Here is a 17,961-nt window from a genome sequence, read left to right as displayed (position 1 = left end):
GAACCAGAGGGTTAAACATTACATTGTGGGCGCCACGTCGCTGTTCCTCGCTTAACGCGCTTCCCGTCCAGATTACAGGCATAAAAAAACCGCTCCGAAGAGCGGTTTTTTAGTGTGGCGAGAAACGATTACTCGTTGTCGCCGCCGAGGCCTGCGTTCAGCAGCTCTGCGAGGCTCGCAGTCGCTTCTTCCGCACTCACCTGCGGTGCAGCCGGGGTTTCGCCCGCCGCACGGCGACGCATGCGGTCCTGGTGGTACGCATAACCTGTACCAGCCGGGATCAGACGGCCCACGATGACGTTCTCTTTCAGACCGCGCAGTTCGTCGCGTTTGCCCGCAACGGCTGCTTCGGTAAGCACGCGAGTCGTCTCCTGGAACGATGCCGCGGAGATGAAGGACTCGGTTGCCAGAGACGCTTTGGTGATACCCAGCAAGTCGCGCATAAAGGTTGCGCCAATTTTGCCGTTCGCTTCCAGGTCACGGTTAGCGATCTTGACGCGAGAGTATTCCACCTGCTCACCTTCCAGGAACTCGGAGCTGCCCGCGTTCATGATGGTGGCTTTACGCAGCATCTGACGAACGATAACTTCGATGTGCTTATCGTTGATCTTAACGCCCTGCAGACGGTAAACGTCCTGTACTTCGTTAACGATGTAACGAGTCACAGCCTGAACGCCACGCAGACGCAGAATGTCGTGCGGCGCTTCCGGACCGTCGGAGATGACGTCACCACGTTCCACACGTTCGCCTTCGAACACGTTGAGCTGACGCCATTTCGGAATCATCTCTTCGTACGGATCGCTACCGTCAACCGGCGTGATCACCAGACGACGCTTGCCTTTGGTCTCTTTACCGAAGGAGACGATACCCGCCACTTCAGCAAGGATAGCCGGCTCTTTCGGACGACGCGCTTCGAACAGATCCGCAACGCGCGGCAGACCACCGGTAATGTCCTTGGTACCGCCGGATTCCTGCGGAATACGCGCCAGGGTGTCACCGGAGCTGATCTGCACGCCATCTTCCAGCTGAACAATCGCTTTACCCGGCAGGAAGTACTGAGCCGGCATGTCGGTGCCCGGAATCAGAACGTCATCGCCGTTAGCGTCAACGATTTTCAGCGCCGGACGCAGGTCTTTACCGCCAGCGGTACGCTCTGCGGAGTCCAGAACCACCAGCGAAGAAAGGCCGGTCAGTTCGTCGGTCTGACGCGTAATGGTCTGGCCGTCGATCATGTCCGTGAAGCGAATGTAACCGCTCACCTCGGTGATAACCGGCATGGTGTGCGGGTCCCAGTTTGCTACGGTTTCGCCGCCAGCAACCTGCTCGCCATCGCCTTTCGCCATAACCGCACCGTAAGGCACTTTATAGCTTTCTTTAGTACGACCGAATTCGTCGATAAGCTTCAGCTCGGTGTTACGGGAAGTGATAACCAGTTTACCGCTGGAGTTCACAACCGTCTTCGCGTTGCTGAGGCGGATGCTACCTTTGTTTTTCACCTGGATGCTGGATTCAGCAGCCGCACGAGACGCCGCACCACCGATGTGGAACGTACGCATGGTCAGCTGTGTACCCGGCTCACCGATGGACTGTGCTGCGATAACGCCGATAGCCTCACCTTTGTTGATGATGTGGCCACGCGCGAGGTCTCGACCGTAGCAGTGTGCACATACACCAAAGTCGGTGTCACAGCTTACAACGGAACGAACTTTCACAGAGTCAACAGAGTTCGCTTCCAGCAGATCACACCAGTGCTCATGCAGCAGTGTGTTACGCGGAACCAGAATATCTGCGGTACCCGGCTTCAGAACGTCTTCAGCAGTCACACGACCCAGTACACGATCGCGCAGCGGCTCTTTAACATCGCCACCCTCGATAACCGGGGTCATGGTGATGCCTTCCAGCGTGCCGCAATCGTCTTCGGTCACAACCAGGTCCTGCGCGACGTCAACCAGACGACGAGTCAGGTAACCGGAGTTCGCGGTTTTCAGTGCGGTATCCGCCAGACCTTTACGAGCACCGTGGGTCGAGATGAAGTACTGGAGTACGTTCAGACCTTCACGGAAGTTCGCGGTGATCGGCGTTTCGATGATGGAGCCATCCGGCTTCGCCATCAGACCACGCATACCTGCCAGCTGACGAATCTGCGCAGCAGAACCACGCGCACCGGAGTCGGCCATCATGTAGATGCTGTTAAAGGAAACCTGCTGCTCTTCTTCGCCGTTACGGTTGATAACGGTTTCGGTCTGCAGGTTATCCATCATCGCCTTGGATACACGATCGTTCGCCGCGGCCCAGATATCGATAACTTTGTTATAACGTTCGCCAGCAGTTACCAGACCAGACTGGAACTGTTCCTGGATTTCAGCCACTTCTGCTTCGGCTTCGGCGATGATCTCAGCTTTTTTCGCCGGGATAACCATATCGTCGATACCAACAGAAGCACCAGAACGCGCTGCATACGCAAAACCGGTATACATGGTCTGGTCTGCAAAAATAACGGTCGGCTTCAGGCCCAGAATGCGGTAACAGGTGTTCAGCATTTTGGAGATCGCTTTCTTACCGAGCGGCTGGTTCACGATAGAGAACGGCAGACCTTTCGGTACGATCATCCACAGGATCGCACGACCTACGGTAGTGTCGATCAGGCTGGTTTTCGCCACGAACTCGTCGTTCGCGTCTTTTTCGTATTCAGTGATACGAACTTTTACGCGAGCGTGCAGTTCAGCCTGGCCAGAGCGGTACAGACGTTCCGCTTCTTTCGGGCCAGTCAGCACCATGCCTTCGCCTTTGGCGTTAATCTTGTCGCGGGTCATGTAGTACAGACCCAGTACAACGTCCTGAGACGGAACGATGATAGGTTCGCCGTTCGCCGGGGACAGGATGTTGTTGGTAGACATCATCAGCGCACGCGCTTCCAGCTGGGCTTCCAGCGTCAGCGGTACGTGAACAGCCATCTGGTCACCATCGAAGTCGGCGTTGTACGCCGCACACACCAGCGGGTGCAGCTGAATAGCTTTACCTTCGATCAGTACCGGTTCGAACGCCTGAATACCCAGACGGTGCAGGGTCGGTGCACGGTTCAGCAGTACCGGGTGCTCACGGATGACTTCGTCCAGGATGTCCCAAACGACCGCTTCTTCGCGCTCAACCATTTTCTTGGCGGCTTTGATGGTGGTCGCAAGGCCACGCAGTTCCAGCTTGCCGTAGATGAACGGTTTGAACAGCTCCAGCGCCATTTTCTTCGGCAGACCGCACTGGTGCAGACGCAGGTACGGACCAACGGTAATTACGGAACGACCGGAGTAGTCCACACGCTTACCGAGCAGGTTCTGACGGAAACGACCCTGCTTACCTTTGATCATGTCAGCCAGAGACTTCAGCGGACGCTTGTTGGAGCCGGTGATCGCACGACCGCGACGACCGTTATCCAGCAGGGCGTCTACCGCTTCCTGCAGCATACGTTTTTCGTTGCGCACGATGATGTCCGGCGCAGCCAGATCCAGCAGACGCTTCAGACGGTTGTTACGGTTGATCACGCGACGATACAGATCGTTCAGATCCGACGTTGCGAAACGACCGCCATCCAGCGGAACCAGCGGACGCAGATCCGGCGGCAGTACCGGCAGCACGGTCAGAATCATCCACTCCGGCTTGTTGCCAGACTGTACGAATGCTTCCAGCAGTTTGATACGCTTGGTCAGCTTCTTACGCTTGGTTTCGGAGTTGGTTTCGTTCAGCTCTTCACGCAGCTGTTCGCATTCCTGCTCCAGGTCCATGCTCTTCAGCAGGGCCTGGATAGCTTCCGCGCCCATTTTAGCGTCGAATTCGTCGCCGAACTCTTCCAGCGCGTCCAGGTACTGCTCTTCAGTCAGGATCTGACGACGCTCGAGGTTGGTCATGCCGCCCTCGATAACAACGTAAGATTCGAAGTACAGAACACGTTCGATATCGCGCAGCGGCATATCCAGCAGCAAACCGATACGGGACGGCAGGGACTTCAGGAACCAGATGTGCGCGGTCGGGGAAGCCAGCTCGATGTGGCCCATGCGCTCACGACGCACTTTGGTCTGGGTCACTTCAACGCCACACTTCTCACAAATCACACCGCGGTGTTTCAGGCGCTTGTACTTACCGCACAGGCACTCATAGTCTTTTACCGGCCCGAAAATACGGGCGCAGAACAGACCGTCACGCTCAGGTTTGAACGTACGGTAGTTAATGGTTTCCGGCTTTTTAACTTCACCGAACGACCATGAACGGATCATGTCTGGCGACGCCAGAGCAATTTTGATCGCATCAAACTCTTCGGTTTTAGTTTGCGCTTTCAGAAACTTTAATAAGTCTTTCACGGATTGGCTCCCGTCGGAGTTAGCACATTCTGCTGCGGAGCGTTAACTCCGCAGCAGTGACCTGTTTGAGCGAGAATTACTCGTCTTCCAGTTCGATGTTGATGCCCAGCGAGCGGATCTCTTTCAACAGTACGTTGAAAGATTCTGGCATGCCCGGTTCCATCTGATGGTTGCCATCCACGATGTTCTTATACATCTTGGTACGGCCGTTCACGTCATCAGACTTAACGGTCAGCATTTCCTGCAGGGTATAGGCTGCGCCGTATGCTTCAAGCGCCCACACTTCCATCTCACCGAAGCGCTGGCCACCGAACTGAGCCTTACCACCCAGCGGCTGCTGAGTAACCAGGCTGTAAGAACCGGTAGAACGAGCATGCATCTTGTCGTCGACCAGGTGGTTCAGTTTCAGCATATACATGTAACCTACGGTTACCGGACGCTCGAACTGCTCACCGGTGCGGCCGTCAAACAGAGTGATCTGGCCGGAAGTCGGCAGGTCGCCCAGTTGCAGCAGCTCTTTAATTTCCGCTTCTTTCGCACCGTCGAATACCGGCGTTGCGATCGGCATACCTTTACGCAGGTTTTCAGCCAGACGCAGCACTTCTTCATCGCTGAAGGTGCTCAGGTCGACTTTCTGGCGAATATCAGCGCCCAGATCGTAAGCGCGCTGGATAAACTCACGCAGCTTCGCCACTTCCTGCTGCTGTTTCAGCATGGCGTTAATCTTGTCGCCGATGCCTTTCGCGGCCATACCCAGATGGGTTTCCAGAATCTGACCGATGTTCATACGAGACGGTACGCCCAGCGGGTTCAGTACGATATCTACCGGCGTGCCGTTTTCATCGTAAGGCATATCCTCGATCGGGTTGATCTTGGAGATAACACCCTTGTTACCGTGGCGGCCTGCCATCTTGTCACCCGGCTGAATCTGACGTTTAACGGCCAGATAGACCTTAACGATCTTCAGCACGCCCGGCGCCAGATCGTCGCCTTGGGTGATTTTGCGGCGCTTCGCTTCGAGTTTCTTCTCGAACTCGTGCTTAAGCTCATCGTACTGCTCAGCCAGCTGCTCCAGCTGGTTCTGCTTCTCTTCGTCGGTCAGGCCCAGTTCCAGCCAGCGATCGCGCGGCAGTTTGTCAAGCTTCTCAGCTTCAACGCCACCGGCAATCAGCACGGCGCGGATACGAGCAAACAGGCCGGCTTCGAGGATCTGCAGTTCTTCAGTCAGGTCTTTCTTCGCCTGCTTCAGCTGCATCTCTTCGATTTCAAGAGCGCGTTTGTCTTTCTCTACGCCATCACGGGTGAAGACCTGAACGTCGATTACGGTACCTGACACGCCGTTCGGCACGCGCAGGGAAGAGTCTTTAACGTCAGACGCTTTTTCACCGAAGATCGCACGCAGCAGCTTCTCTTCCGGAGTCAGTTGGGTTTCACCTTTCGGCGTTACTTTACCAACCAGGATGTCGCCGCCAGTAACTTCCGCACCGATATAAACGATGCCGGATTCATCCAGTTTAGAGAGCGCAGCCTCACCCACGTTCGGGATGTCAGCGGTGATCTCTTCCGGCCCCAGCTTGGTGTCGCGAGACACGCACGCCAGTTCCTGGATATGGATGGTGGTGAAGCGATCTTCCTGAACCACACGCTCGGAAACGAGAATGGAGTCTTCGAAGTTGTAACCGTTCCACGGCATGAACGCTACGCGCATGTTCTGACCGAGCGCCAGTTCACCGAGGTCGGTGGACGGGCCGTCCGCCAGCACGTCGCCGCGCTCAACCGGTTCATTCAGAGAAACACACGGCATCTGGTTGATGCAGGTGTTCTGGTTAGAACGGGTGTACTTAGTCAGGTTGTAAATATCGATGCCCGCTTCGCCCGGATACATCTCGTCTTCGTTAACTTTGATAACGATACGAGACGCATCGACGTACTGTACGGTACCGCCACGCTTCGCAACTGCCGTTACACCGGAGTCAACGGCGACAGCGCGCTCCATACCAGTACCAACCAGCGGCTTATCAGCGCGCAGAGTCGGAACTGCCTGACGTTGCATGTTCGCACCCATCAATGCACGGTTGGCGTCATCGTGTTCCAGGAACGGGATCAGGGACGCACCGACGGAAACCACCTGCTGGGTGGAAACGTCCATATAGTCAACCTGGTCTGCGCTGAACAGGCTCGATTCGCCTTTGCTGCGGCAGGTGACCAGATCGTCTGCAAAGCGACCTTCTTCCGTCAGGTTGGTGTTCGCCTGAGCGATAACGTAGTTACCTTCTTCGATAGCGGAGAGGTAATGAATTTCGTCAGTCACCACGCCGTCACGCACTAAACGATACGGCGTTTCGAGGAAGCCATATTCGTTGGTCTGCGCGTAAACAGACAAGGAGTTAATCAGACCGATGTTCGGACCTTCCGGCGTTTCGATCGGACATACGCGACCGTAGTGCGTCGGGTGAACGTCTCGAACTTCAAAGCCCGCACGCTCACGAGTCAGACCGCCTGGGCCGAGCGCGGAGATACGACGCTTGTGCGTAATCTCAGACAGCGGGTTGTTCTGGTCCATAAACTGCGACAGCTGGCTGGAGCCGAAGAACTCTTTCACTGCTGCGGAGATAGGCTTGGCGTTAATCATATCCTGCGGCATCAGTGTATCGAGATCGCCCAGGGACAGACGCTCTTTCACCGCACGCTCTACACGCACCAGGCCAACGCGGAACTGGTTTTCCGCCATTTCGCCTACAGAACGGATACGACGGTTACCGAGGTGGTCGATATCATCCACTTCGCCTTTGCCGTTACGGATATCGATGAGCTTCTTCATCACGTCGATGATGTCGTCTTTGCTCAGGATACCGGAACCTTCAATCTCTTCGCGCAGCAGAGAACGGTTGAACTTCATGCGGCCTACCGCAGAAAGGTCATAACGGTCTTCAGAGAAGAACAGGTTCTCAAACAGGCTTTCAGCCGCTTCGCGAGTCGGCGGCTCACCCGGGCGCATCATGCGGTAGATTTCTACCAGCGCGCTCAGACGATCGTTGGTTGGGTCGATGCGTACAGTCTCAGACATGTACGGACCGTGGTCCAGATCGTTAGTAAACAGCGTTTCAATGCGTTTGTGGCCTGCCTGGCTCAGCTTAGCCAGCAGATCCAGAGAGAGTTCCATGTTGGCCGGGCAAATCAACTCGCCAGTAGAAGCGTCTACATAATCTTTAGCGGCAACTTTGCCTGCGATGTATTCCACCGGCACTTCGATATGCTTGATTTCGTCTTTTTCAAGCTGGCGGATGTGGCGCGCAGTAATACGGCGGCCTTTTTCTACATACACTTTGCCGTTAGCTTCGATGTCGAAGGATGCGGTCTCGCCACGCAGGCGTTCCGGCACCAGCTCCATCTGCAGCTTGTTGTCGCGAATTTCAAACACCACTTTTTCAAAGAACAGGTCAAGGATCTGCTCGGTGGTGTAGTTCAGCGCACGCAGAATAATGGTGGCCGGCAGTTTACGACGACGGTCGATACGAACGAACAGGTTGTCTTTCGGATCGAATTCGAAGTCCAGCCAGGAGCCACGGTAAGGGATGATGCGCGCGTTATACAGCACTTTACCCGAAGAGTGGGTTTTGCCTTTATCGCTATCAAAGAAAACGCCAGGGCTACGATGGAGCTGAGAAACGATAACGCGTTCAGTACCGTTAATAACAAAGGTACCGTTATCGGTCATGAGCGGGATTTCGCCCATGTAAACTTCTTGCTCTTTGATGTCCTTAACAGTGCCTTCCGGCGCTTCGCGCTCGTAGATCACCAGACGCAGCTTCACGCGCAGCGGAGCCGAGTAGGTTACGCCACGGATCTGACATTCTTTAACATCAAATACCGGTTCGCCAAGACGGTAGCTGACATATTGCAGTTCCGAATTGCCGCTATAGCTTTGAATCGGGAATACGGAGCGGAAAGCAGCTTCCAGACCGTACTGCCCTTCAGGATCTTGCTCGATAAATTTCTGGAACGAGTCAAGCTGGATAGAAAGGAGATAGGGAACATCCAAAACTTGTGGACGTTTACCAAAATCCTTACGAATACGTTTTTTCTCGGTATAGGAGTAAACCATAGGGTTCCTCAGCTCGCTGACAAGTCGACCCACTCTGTCCGTCGGGGGGACAGTTTATGCAACACCATTTTGTTGACCGGAAAATGGAACACTTTCCGCAATGCCTGTTTCTATCACTCTTAAACCATTTCATTGCGATTTACACAGCGCGGAAGCCCTGTCGCAGTATATTAAGTCGTCGATAGAAACAAGCATTGACGGGTAACCAGTAGTAAAACAGTGTGAAACGCTACTGGTCCCCTGGAGCGCAAAAAGGCTGGTGACCAAAAAGTCACCAGCCATCAGCCTGATTTCTCAGGCTGCAACCAGAAGGGTTGGCTTATTTAACTTCAACTTCAGCGCCAGCTTCTTCCAGGGATTTTTTCAGAGCTTCAGCGTCATCTTTGCTCACGCCTTCTTTCAGAGCGGCCGGAGCAGATTCTACCAGGTCTTTAGCTTCTTTCAGACCCAGGCCAGTCGCGCCACGTACTGCTTTGATAACAGCAACTTTGTTAGCGCCAGCGGCTTTCAGAATAACGTCGAATTCAGTTTTCTCTTCAGCAGCTTCAGCCGGGCCAGCAGCAGCAACAGCTACAGCAGCAGCAGCGGAAACACCGAATTTTTCTTCCATTGCAGAAATCAGTTCTACAACGTCCATTACGGACATAGCGGATACTGCTTCAATGATTTGATCTTTAGTGATAGACATTTAATTGTTCCTGAATATCAGAATAAGTTTTATACGTAAGCAAATGCGCGATTACGCAGCTTCTTTCGCATCGCGAACGGCAGCCAGAGTGCGAACCAGTTTGCCAGCAGCGGCTTCTTTCATGGTTGCCATCAGGCGTGCAATTGCTTCTTCGTAAGTCGGCAGAGTTGCCAGGCGGTCGATCTGAGACGCCGGGATCAGCTCACCTTCAAAGGCAGCGGCTTTGACCTCAAATTTTGCATTCGCTTTCGCGAAATCTTTGAACAGACGAGCAGCAGCGCCCGGGTGTTCCATAGAGTATGCAATCAGGGTCGGACCAACAAACGCGTCTTTCAGGCACTCAAACTGAGTACCTTCAACAACACGGCGCAGCAGGGTGTTACGAACAACACGCATGTATACGCCAGCTTCGCGACCTGCTTTACGCAGTTCAGTCATTTTATCTACGGTAACGCCACGGGAATCCGCGACAACCGCAGACAGCGCGCCTTTGGCTACTTCGCTGACTTCAGCAACAATCGCTTGTTTGTCTTGAAGATTTAAAGCCATTAGCTTTTGCTCCTGGGTTTTAGCCGGGACAAAATGCCCCGGAACTCACTTCACTCTTCCTTACGAAAGAGCGTCGAAATACGGTGAGCAGAAACAAGCCAAAGACTACTTAAAAAATATTCTTCAGGTTCTGTCACCGTCTACGCAGGGAATTAAGTCTCTTGCGAAACACCTGCGGTCTTGGACGGAGGCCTGGATAAGGCCAGGCTCCAACCGAAAATTCTGTTTGTCCTGTTAGCCAGGACAGTGGGCGTAAGATTGTAGACAAATCCGCCGCCCACGTAAAGGGCGATTATTAGTTCGCCGCAGCGCTCAGACCAGCCTGGTCTACAGCAACACCTGCACCCATGGTGGTGGACAGGCTAACTTTCTTGATGTACACGCCTTTCGCAGAAGCCGGTTTTGCTTTTTTCAGAGCAACCAGCAGCGCTTCCAGGTTTTCTTTCAGTTTGTCAGCGTCAAAGTCAACTTTACCAATGGTGGTGTGAATGATGCCGTTTTTGTCGTTGCGGTAACGAACCTGACCGGCTTTAGCGTTTTTAACCGCTTCAGCAACGTTCGGGGTTACGGTGCCCACTTTCGGGTTCGGCATCAGGCCGCGCGGACCCAGTACCTGGCCCAGCTGGCCAACAACGCGCATTGCATCCGGAGAAGCAATAACAACGTCAAAGTTCATTTCGCCTTTTTTGATCTGATCAGCCAGATCTTCCATACCTACCAGCTCAGCGCCAGCTGCTTTAGCAGCTTCAGCGTTCGGGCCCTGGGTAAATACGGCTACGCGAACGGAACGGCCAGTACCGTGCGGCAGTACAGTTGCACCACGTACGTTCTGGTCAGATTTACGAGCGTCGATGCCGAGGTTAACGGCTACGTCAACGCTTTCAGTGAATTTCGCAGTGGCCAGCTCTTTCAGCAGAGAGATAGCTTCGTTGATTTCGTACTGTTTAGTCGCATCAACTTTTTCACGGATCACGCGCATACGCTTGGTCAGTTTAGCCATTTCTTAGTCCTCCACTACCAGGCCCATGGAACGTGCAGTACCTTCGATAGAGCGAGTCATCGCTTCAATGTCGGCACCAGTCATGTCCGCAGCTTTGGTCTGAGCAATTTCCTGAACCTGAGCGCGAGTCACTTTACCTACTTTGTCTTTGTTCGGCTTACCGGAACCAGACTTGATACCAGCCGCTTTTTTCAGCAGTACTGCTGCCGGCGGAGTTTTGGTAACGAAGGTGAAAGAACGGTCAGCATAAACGGTAATAACAACCGGAATCGGCAGGCCTTTCTCGATGGAATCCGTTTTGGCGTTGAACGCTTTACAGAATTCCATGATGTTAACGCCCTGCTGACCCAGTGCCGGGCCGACCGGCGGGCTCGGGTTAGCCATGCCAGCTGCAACCTGCAGCTTAACGTAGGCTTGTACTTTCTTAGCCATTTAAATTTCCTCTAATGGGTATAGCGCCTCAAGGAGGCTTCCCGTGATAATAAGTTCTACGCGCCGAAGCCCGTAAAAACAAAAGGCGCGAAATTGTATTCCAATCTCACGCCTTGTGCAATCTGTAATTGCTGTTTTTTCGAACGAGCCTTAGGCTTTTTCAACCTGGCTAAAATCGAGCTCGACCGGAGTCGCACGACCGAAGATAGAAACAGATACCTTCAGGCGGCTCTTTTCATAGTCAACTTCTTCAACCACGCCGTTAAAGTCAGCAAACGGACCGTCGTTAACGCGAACCATTTCACCCGGCTCAAACAGCGTTTTCGGACGCGGCTTATCGCCAACCTGCTGCAGGCGATTCATGATCGCATCGACTTCTTTGTCGCTGATAGGCGCCGGACGATCGGAGGTGCCGCCAATGAAGCCCATCACACGCGGTACGCTGCGGACAAGGTGCCAGCTCGCATCGTTCATTACCATCTGCACCAGCACATAGCCCGGGAAGAATTTACGTTCGCTTTTGCGACGCTGTCCGCCACGGATTTCGACGACTTCTTCAGTCGGAACCATGACTTCGCCAAACAACTCTTCCATGTTGTGTAATTTGATATGCTCGCGCAGGGAGGTCGCTACACGACCTTCAAAACCGGAAAACGCCTGAACGACGTACCAGCGCTTTTTAGGAGCTTCAGACATCTCAGAACCTCAGGCCAGTGATAAAGGATACCAGGCGGACCAGAATACCATCCAGCCCCCACAGGATCAGGGACATTACAGCAGTTACCGCTGCCACAATTAATGTGGTGTGCAACGTTTCCTGGCGAGTCGGCCAAACCACTTTACGAACTTCGGTTCTCGCTTCACGGGCAAAAGCAACGGTAGCTTTACCTTTGGTCGTTAACAGCGCGACACCACCCGCTGCAGCAATAAGAATCACTACCGCAAGGGCACGCAGCGGCAGAGTAATATCACGATAAATATAGTTGCCCACGATCGCTACAATCAGCAGAGCTGCGACGGCGAGCCATTTCATCGCTTCCAGGCCGCGCCCGCTTCCTTGAGCTTCGGTATTCGCACTCATAAACCAACCTGTCACAATAAACCAGACAAACATTTTTGCCCCGCGAAGGCGAGGCAAACCAGACCGAATTGCTGTTAACTCTGCGCTTCGGAATTTACGCCATCGACAGAGCCTGTCTCAGCAATGATTATGAGAAATAAATCACTGATGAGCCAGGTTCTGGTGTGAGAGCGTGCAAAAAGGGCATCAAATGATGCCCTTTTCTTGCGCATTGCGTCAATTGTTATCAGCGATTAGCCGAGAACTTTAGCAACCACGCCCGCGCCAACGGTACGGCCGCCTTCGCGGATTGCGAAACGCAGACCGTCGTCCATCGCGATCGGGTGGATCAGGGTAACAACCATTTTGATGTTGTCGCCCGGCATTACCATCTCCACGCCTTCCGGCAGTTCGATGGTGCCAGTCACGTCAGTGGTACGGAAGTAGAACTGCGGACGGTAGCCTTTGAAGAACGGAGTGTGACGGCCGCCTTCATCTTTGGACAGAATGTACACTTCAGATTCGAACTTGGTGTGCGGCTTGATGGTGCCCGGCTTCGCCAGTACCTGGCCACGTTCGATTTCTTCACGCTTGATACCACGCAGCAGAACGCCAACGTTCTCGCCCGCACGGCCTTCGTCCAGCAGTTTGCGGAACATTTCAACGCCGGTACAGGTGGATTTCGCGGTATCCTTGATACCAACGATTTCAACTTCTTCACCCACTTTGATGATACCGCGCTCTACACGACCGGTAACAACGGTACCACGACCGGAGATGGAGAATACGTCTTCGATCGGCAGCAGGAACGGCTTGTCAATTGCGCGCTCCGGTTCCGGGATGTAGGAATCCAGGAAGCCAGCCAGTTCGATGATTTTCGCTTCCCACTCAGCGTCGCCTTCCAGCGCTTTCAGAGCGGAACCACGTACGATCGGGGTGTCGTCGCCCGGGAAGTCGTACTGAGACAGCAGTTCGCGAACTTCCATCTCTACCAGTTCCAGCAGCTCTTCGTCATCAACCATGTCGCACTTGTTCAGGAACACGATGATGTACGGAACGCCTACCTGACGACCCAGCAGGATGTGCTCACGGGTCTGCGGCATCGGGCCGTCAGTCGCAGCAACAACCAGGATAGCGCCGTCCATCTGAGCAGCACCGGTGATCATGTTTTTCACGTAGTCGGCGTGGCCCGGGCAGTCAACGTGCGCGTAGTGACGGGTCGGGGTGTCGTATTCAACGTGAGAGGTGTTGATGGTGATACCACGAGCTTTCTCTTCCGGCGCGTTATCGATCTGATCGAATGCACGAGCAGAACCACCGTAGGTTTTAGCCAGAACGGTAGTGATGGCAGCGGTCAGCGTTGTTTTACCATGGTCAACGTGGCCGATAGTACCGACGTTAACGTGCGGTTTTGTACGTTCAAACTTTTCTTTAGACATCGATTGTCCCTCTAAGACACGGATAAATCGGTGATATCACCACATCAACCAGGCTATCGCCTGAATTTGTTGAATTCATAACAGAAGAGAAGCAGGGAAGAAAAGAGAAGTGGTGCTGATAGGCAGATTCGAACTGCCGACCTCACCCTTACCAAGGGTGCGCTCTACCAACTGAGCTATATCAGCACATCTTGGAGCGGGCAGCGGGAATCGAACCCGCATCATCAGCTTGGAAGGCTGAGGTAATAGCCATTATACGATGCCCGCATCCTGGAACTCGGCTACCTGATTCTTTCTGTAGTGAATATGAGAGAAAACCTCTCAATATTCGAGCCGATTAGCTGGAGCTTATCGTCTCGGGCTACGCCAATGCGTGGCCGAAAATGGTGGTGGGGGAAGGATTCGAACCTTCGAAGTCTGTGACGGCAGATTTACAGTCTGCTCCCTTTGGCCGCTCGGGAACCCCACCCGAACTTGATGGTGCCGGCTACCGGAATCGAACTGGTGACCTACTGATTACAAGTCAGTTGCTCTACCTACTGAGCTAAGCCGGCATCAAGTAGCGCGCATTCTAGGAATAGCGGCTCGCCTATGCAACAAAAAAATTGCATAAACTGCTCTATCGCTCACATTTTGCGCATCAGCGCGCAAATCTGACGCTATTTCAACCGTTCCGGGCTTCATTAAGCGTCAAACGCAGCCGCATAATCTTCTCAGAGGTTATTCCAGAACTTGTGCTTCCGCTACGGCCTGCGATTTTATGTAAATGACATGTCATAACATCGAATGTTTGACCGGGCGTTCTTTATCAAAACACCTTATTCCTTTACAAGTTCTCAGGGCTTAAGCGCTTGTAAAGTACGCTAACCGTGACGCTTCCCCTGGAAAGCATCATGATTATGATTTTTTCTTATTATTCGCCGTCATCTGGTGTTAACCTCCTGCCCATTGTCAAAAATGATACACGTAGCGTGCCATTGAGCGCTCGAAGATGAGAGGTTCTTTTCGTTAAGCGAAAGGCTCTCATTTTGTCCTGAATGACAGGCAGAAGCATGCTTATGAGTAATAAAGAGCAAATGTTAACGACTCCTTATCTCCAGTTTAACCGGAGCCAGTGGGCTGCACTTCGCGACTCGGTGCCGATGACGCTAACCGAAGGTGAAATCGCCCGGCTAAAAGGGATTAACGAAGATCTTTCTCTTGAGGAAGTGGCTGAAATTTATCTGCCGTTATCCCGTCTGCTGAACTTCTATATCAGCTCTAACCTCCGTCGGCAGGCCGTGCTGGAGCAGTTTCTCGGCACAAACGGTCAACGCATCCCCTATATCATCAGTATTGCAGGCAGCGTCGCTGTAGGTAAAAGCACGACAGCGCGTGTATTACAGGCGTTGCTGAGCCGCTGGCCTGAACATCGCCGCGTTGAACTTATTACCACTGATGGTTTTCTGCATCCTAATAAAGTGCTCAAAGAGCGCAATTTGATGAAGAAGAAAGGGTTTCCTCAGTCTTACGACATGCACAGGCTGGTGAAATTTGTGGCGGATATAAAATCAGGTGTGCCTGATGTGACAGCACCTGTTTATTCGCATTTAATTTACGACGTTATTCCTGACGGCGATAAAGTGGTTACACAGCCAGATATATTGATCCTTGAAGGCTTAAACGTTTTACAAAGCGGTATGGATTATCCCCACGACCCGCATCATGTATTTGTCTCTGACTTCGTTGATTTCTCAATTTATGTCGATGCGCCAGAAGACTTATTGCAAACGTGGTATATCAATCGCTTCCTGAAATTCCGGGAAGGGGCTTTCACCGATCCTGACTCTTATTTCCATAATTACGCTAAACTTTCTGAAGATGAAGCGGTGAATGTCGCCACTCAACTCTGGGAGGAAATTAACTGGCTGAATTTGAAGGAAAACATTCTGCCCACCAGGGAAAGAGCTAGCCTGATAATGACCAAAAGCGCGAATCATGCCGTGGAATCCGTCCGGCTCAGGAAATAAAAAAGGGGAGCTATGCTCCCCCTGTTTTATTCTGCGCTTCGTAAAGAGATCTCACCGCCTACCCAGGCTTTGATTGCGCCGTTCTGCTCCAACAGCAGGGCACCTTGCTCGTCAATTCCTCGCGAGATACCGTAAATTTCTCGGTCGCCGATAATCAGCTTAACCGGGCGATGAATGAAATTATCTAACTTCTCCCAACGTCCCAGGAAAGGCGACAACCCTTCTTTTTCAAATTGTTCCAGGGCAACTCGCAGTTCATTAATAAGACGAGCAGCTAGCTGATTGCGATCTATTTTAACGCCCGCCTCCTGGAGGTTAATCCATCCCTGATTGACGACTTCGTTTTCAACACGACGCATTGCAAGGTTTATCCCCGCACCAATAACAATCTGTGCTGCATCGCCAGTTTTACCGGTTAGCTCAACCAGGATTCCTGCCAGTTTACGATCCTGAAGATAAAGGTCGTTAGGCCATTTAACCCGTACTTGATCGGCGCCAAGGTCATGCAGCACTTCAGCCATAACGATCCCGATAACAAGACTCAGACCGATAGCAGCGGCTGGCCCCTGCTCAAGGCGCCAGTACATGGATAGATAAAGATTAGCGCCGAAAGGGGAGAACCATTTGCGCCCGCGCCGCCCTCTCCCCGCCTGTTGGTATTCTGCGATGCAGGCGTCCCCAGAGTGTAAGGAGGAAAGGCGATCCAGTAAGTACTGATTAGTAGAATCAATAACTGGCAATACAGCAACCGAACCTGTCTCGATTTGAGAGCGAATGACTTCTTCATTAAGGAGCTGAATGGGTTCCGGCAAGCTGTAACCTTTACCAGGCACAGTAAAAACGTCTACCCCCCAATCACGTAAGGTTTGTATATGCTTATTAATGGCTGCGCGGCTCATGCCCAGCGTATCGCCAAGCTGTTCACCTGAGTGGAACTGGCCATCCGCAAGAGTAGACATAAGCGTCAGGGGAATCGTATTGTCTTTCATGCTATTGTCTCCACGGCGCTCACCTCCCCCATACGGCCGATAAACCGCACCTCTGGTTCGAGCCAGATATCAAATTTGCTGCCGACGGTCTGGCGAACACATCTGGCCAGTCGCACTATATCTTCTGCCGTAGCGTTTTCTTCATTAACTAATACCAGCGCTTGCTGGCGATGTACGGCCGCACCGCCAATCCGCTGCCCCTTGAGCTGGCATTTGTCGATAAGCCAGCCAGCAGCAAGCTTCACGCTGCCATTTTTTTGTGGGTAATGAGGAGCATCAGGATAGGCTTGTAAGAGCGCTGCGGCTTGAGCTTCCGAGACCACCGGGTTTTTAAAGAAGCTGCCGGCATTACCGTTTACCCGAGGATCAGGAAGCTTTGTACGGCGCATATGGCATACTGCATCAAAAATCTGACGCGGTGTCACAGTGGTAGGATCAAACCGGGTTAAGTCGCCATAGGTGAGAACGGGTTGCCAGATTTTAGCCAGGCGGAAACCAACGGCAGTAATGGCAAACCGATCCTGGTATTCATGCTTGAAGATGCTATCACGATAACCAAAGCGGCATGCTTCAGCTGGCAAACGGTGAAGCGTGCCCGTTAAGAGCTCAACGCATTCTACGTAATCGCAAACTTGCTTTAATTCCACACCATAAGCGCCGATATTCTGAATGGGTGAAGAGCCAGCACATCCGGGGATCAACGCCAAATTCTCTAAGCCCGGCATATTTCGTTCAAGCGTATACTCGACCAGCTGATGCCAGTTTTCTCCTGCACCTACATGCAGTAACCATTTATCGTTTTCTTCCCGCACCGTTACTCCTCGGATACGGTTAACGATTACCATGCCGTCAAAGTTTTCAGTGAATAAAACATTACTGCCCTCACCCAGAATCAAAACAGGTAAATGGTCAGTCTGCGCTTCCCGCCACGCCTGGATCAGAGCTTCTGCGGTTTGTACTTCAACGAGCTTGAACGCCTGGCTTTCAATGCCAAAAGTATTGAAGGGCTTAAGAGAAATACTCATGGTAGTTTCCTGAATCATTCTTGCGGCTAGTTTACCCGATCCTGCAACAGATGGCTTGTAGCGCACAGATGAATGAAAAGGAGAAACAGGTTGGAAAGAGTAAAAAGAGAGCGGAACTCAAGATAATTTCGAAAAAGAGTTAACGCCAGATAGCAAAAAACCCGGTCTGATGACCGGGTTTTTGCTTTGTTTGATGCCTGGCAGTTCCCTACTCTCGCATGGGGAGACCCCACACTACCATCGGCGCTACGGCGTTTCACTTCTGAGTTCGGCATGGGGTCAGGTGGGACCACCGCGCTACGGCCGCCAGGCAGAT

General features: G+C 52.7%; 12 protein-coding genes, 4 tRNA genes and 1 rRNA gene. 1 reads left to right on the top strand and 16 read right to left on the bottom strand.

Annotated features, from left to right (window positions below; genetic code table 11):
* Nucleotides 1-128: 128 nt before the first annotated feature.
* The 13 genes from rpoC to ACU4F7_RS01395 form a co-directional block, all read right to left on the bottom strand.
* Nucleotides 129-4,349, bottom strand: coding sequence for a DNA-directed RNA polymerase subunit beta' (rpoC, locus tag ACU4F7_RS01455; RefSeq protein WP_029590717.1), 4,221 nt, complete (start codon nucleotides 4,347-4,349; stop codon nucleotides 129-131).
* Nucleotides 4,350-4,425: 76 nt separating this feature from the next.
* Nucleotides 4,426-8,454, bottom strand: coding sequence for a DNA-directed RNA polymerase subunit beta (gene rpoB / locus ACU4F7_RS01450; RefSeq protein ID WP_029590718.1), 4,029 nt, complete (start codon nucleotides 8,452-8,454; stop codon nucleotides 4,426-4,428).
* A 319-nt stretch (nucleotides 8,455-8,773) separates the two neighbouring features.
* On the bottom strand, nucleotides 8,774-9,142 hold the full coding sequence (rplL, locus tag ACU4F7_RS01445) for a 50S ribosomal protein L7/L12 (RefSeq protein WP_004387079.1): 369 nt from the start codon (nucleotides 9,140-9,142) through the stop codon (nucleotides 8,774-8,776).
* A gap of 51 nt (nucleotides 9,143-9,193) precedes the next feature.
* On the bottom strand, nucleotides 9,194-9,691 hold the full coding sequence (gene rplJ, locus ACU4F7_RS01440) for a 50S ribosomal protein L10 (protein WP_024558466.1): 498 nt from the start codon (nucleotides 9,689-9,691) through the stop codon (nucleotides 9,194-9,196).
* Between the two features lie 295 nt (nucleotides 9,692-9,986).
* A complete protein-coding gene (gene rplA / locus ACU4F7_RS01435) occupies nucleotides 9,987-10,691 on the bottom strand; it encodes a 50S ribosomal protein L1 (RefSeq protein ID WP_024558467.1) in 705 nt (234 codons plus the stop codon).
* A 3-nt stretch (nucleotides 10,692-10,694) separates the two neighbouring features.
* Nucleotides 10,695-11,123 (bottom strand): 50S ribosomal protein L11, encoded by a 429-nt coding sequence (gene rplK, locus ACU4F7_RS01430; RefSeq protein ID WP_002438627.1) that lies wholly within the window; start codon nucleotides 11,121-11,123, stop codon nucleotides 10,695-10,697.
* A 150-nt stretch (nucleotides 11,124-11,273) separates the two neighbouring features.
* Nucleotides 11,274-11,819 carry a transcription termination/antitermination protein NusG gene (nusG, locus tag ACU4F7_RS01425; protein ID WP_001287521.1) on the bottom strand — a complete coding sequence of 182 codons (546 nt, stop codon included), beginning with the start codon at nucleotides 11,817-11,819 and terminating at the stop codon, nucleotides 11,274-11,276.
* Between the two features lies 1 nt (nucleotide 11,820).
* Nucleotides 11,821-12,204 (bottom strand): preprotein translocase subunit SecE, encoded by a 384-nt coding sequence (gene secE / locus ACU4F7_RS01420; RefSeq protein WP_024554735.1) that lies wholly within the window; start codon nucleotides 12,202-12,204, stop codon nucleotides 11,821-11,823.
* A gap of 233 nt (nucleotides 12,205-12,437) precedes the next feature.
* Nucleotides 12,438-13,622, bottom strand: a complete 1,185-nt coding sequence (gene tuf, locus ACU4F7_RS01415; RefSeq protein WP_048888810.1) for an elongation factor Tu — start codon at nucleotides 13,620-13,622, stop codon at nucleotides 12,438-12,440.
* 110 nt (nucleotides 13,623-13,732) lie between these two features.
* Nucleotides 13,733-13,808, bottom strand: a tRNA-Thr gene (locus ACU4F7_RS01410).
* 6 nt (nucleotides 13,809-13,814) lie between these two features.
* Nucleotides 13,815-13,889 (bottom strand) — tRNA-Gly (locus ACU4F7_RS01405).
* Nucleotides 13,890-14,006: 117 nt separating this feature from the next.
* A tRNA-Tyr gene (locus ACU4F7_RS01400) sits at nucleotides 14,007-14,091 on the bottom strand.
* 9 nt (nucleotides 14,092-14,100) lie between these two features.
* Nucleotides 14,101-14,176, bottom strand: a tRNA-Thr gene (locus tag ACU4F7_RS01395).
* A gap of 504 nt (nucleotides 14,177-14,680) precedes the next feature.
* On the opposite strand from ACU4F7_RS01395, the gene coaA reads away from it, so the two are divergent.
* Nucleotides 14,681-15,631 (top strand): type I pantothenate kinase, encoded by a 951-nt coding sequence (gene coaA / locus ACU4F7_RS01390; RefSeq protein WP_481637885.1) that lies wholly within the window; start codon nucleotides 14,681-14,683, stop codon nucleotides 15,629-15,631.
* A gap of 26 nt (nucleotides 15,632-15,657) precedes the next feature.
* On the opposite strand, the gene birA is transcribed toward coaA, so the two are convergent.
* From birA to rrf, 3 genes are all read right to left on the bottom strand, one after another.
* Nucleotides 15,658-16,620, bottom strand: a complete 963-nt coding sequence (gene birA / locus ACU4F7_RS01385; RefSeq protein WP_029591131.1) for a bifunctional biotin--[acetyl-CoA-carboxylase] ligase/biotin operon repressor BirA — start codon at nucleotides 16,618-16,620, stop codon at nucleotides 15,658-15,660.
* A complete protein-coding gene (murB, locus tag ACU4F7_RS01380) occupies nucleotides 16,617-17,645 on the bottom strand; it encodes a UDP-N-acetylmuramate dehydrogenase (RefSeq protein WP_481637884.1) in 1,029 nt (342 codons plus the stop codon). The genes birA and murB overlap by 4 nt, the downstream gene beginning before the upstream one ends.
* A gap of 195 nt (nucleotides 17,646-17,840) precedes the next feature.
* Nucleotides 17,841-17,956: ribosomal RNA gene (rrf, locus tag ACU4F7_RS01375) — 5S ribosomal RNA — on the bottom strand.
* Between the last annotated feature and the right edge of the window lie 5 nt (nucleotides 17,957-17,961).

The sequence above is a fragment of the Franconibacter pulveris genome, assembly GCF_056780215.1.
This window is presented reverse-complemented; position numbering and strand designations above follow the sequence as displayed.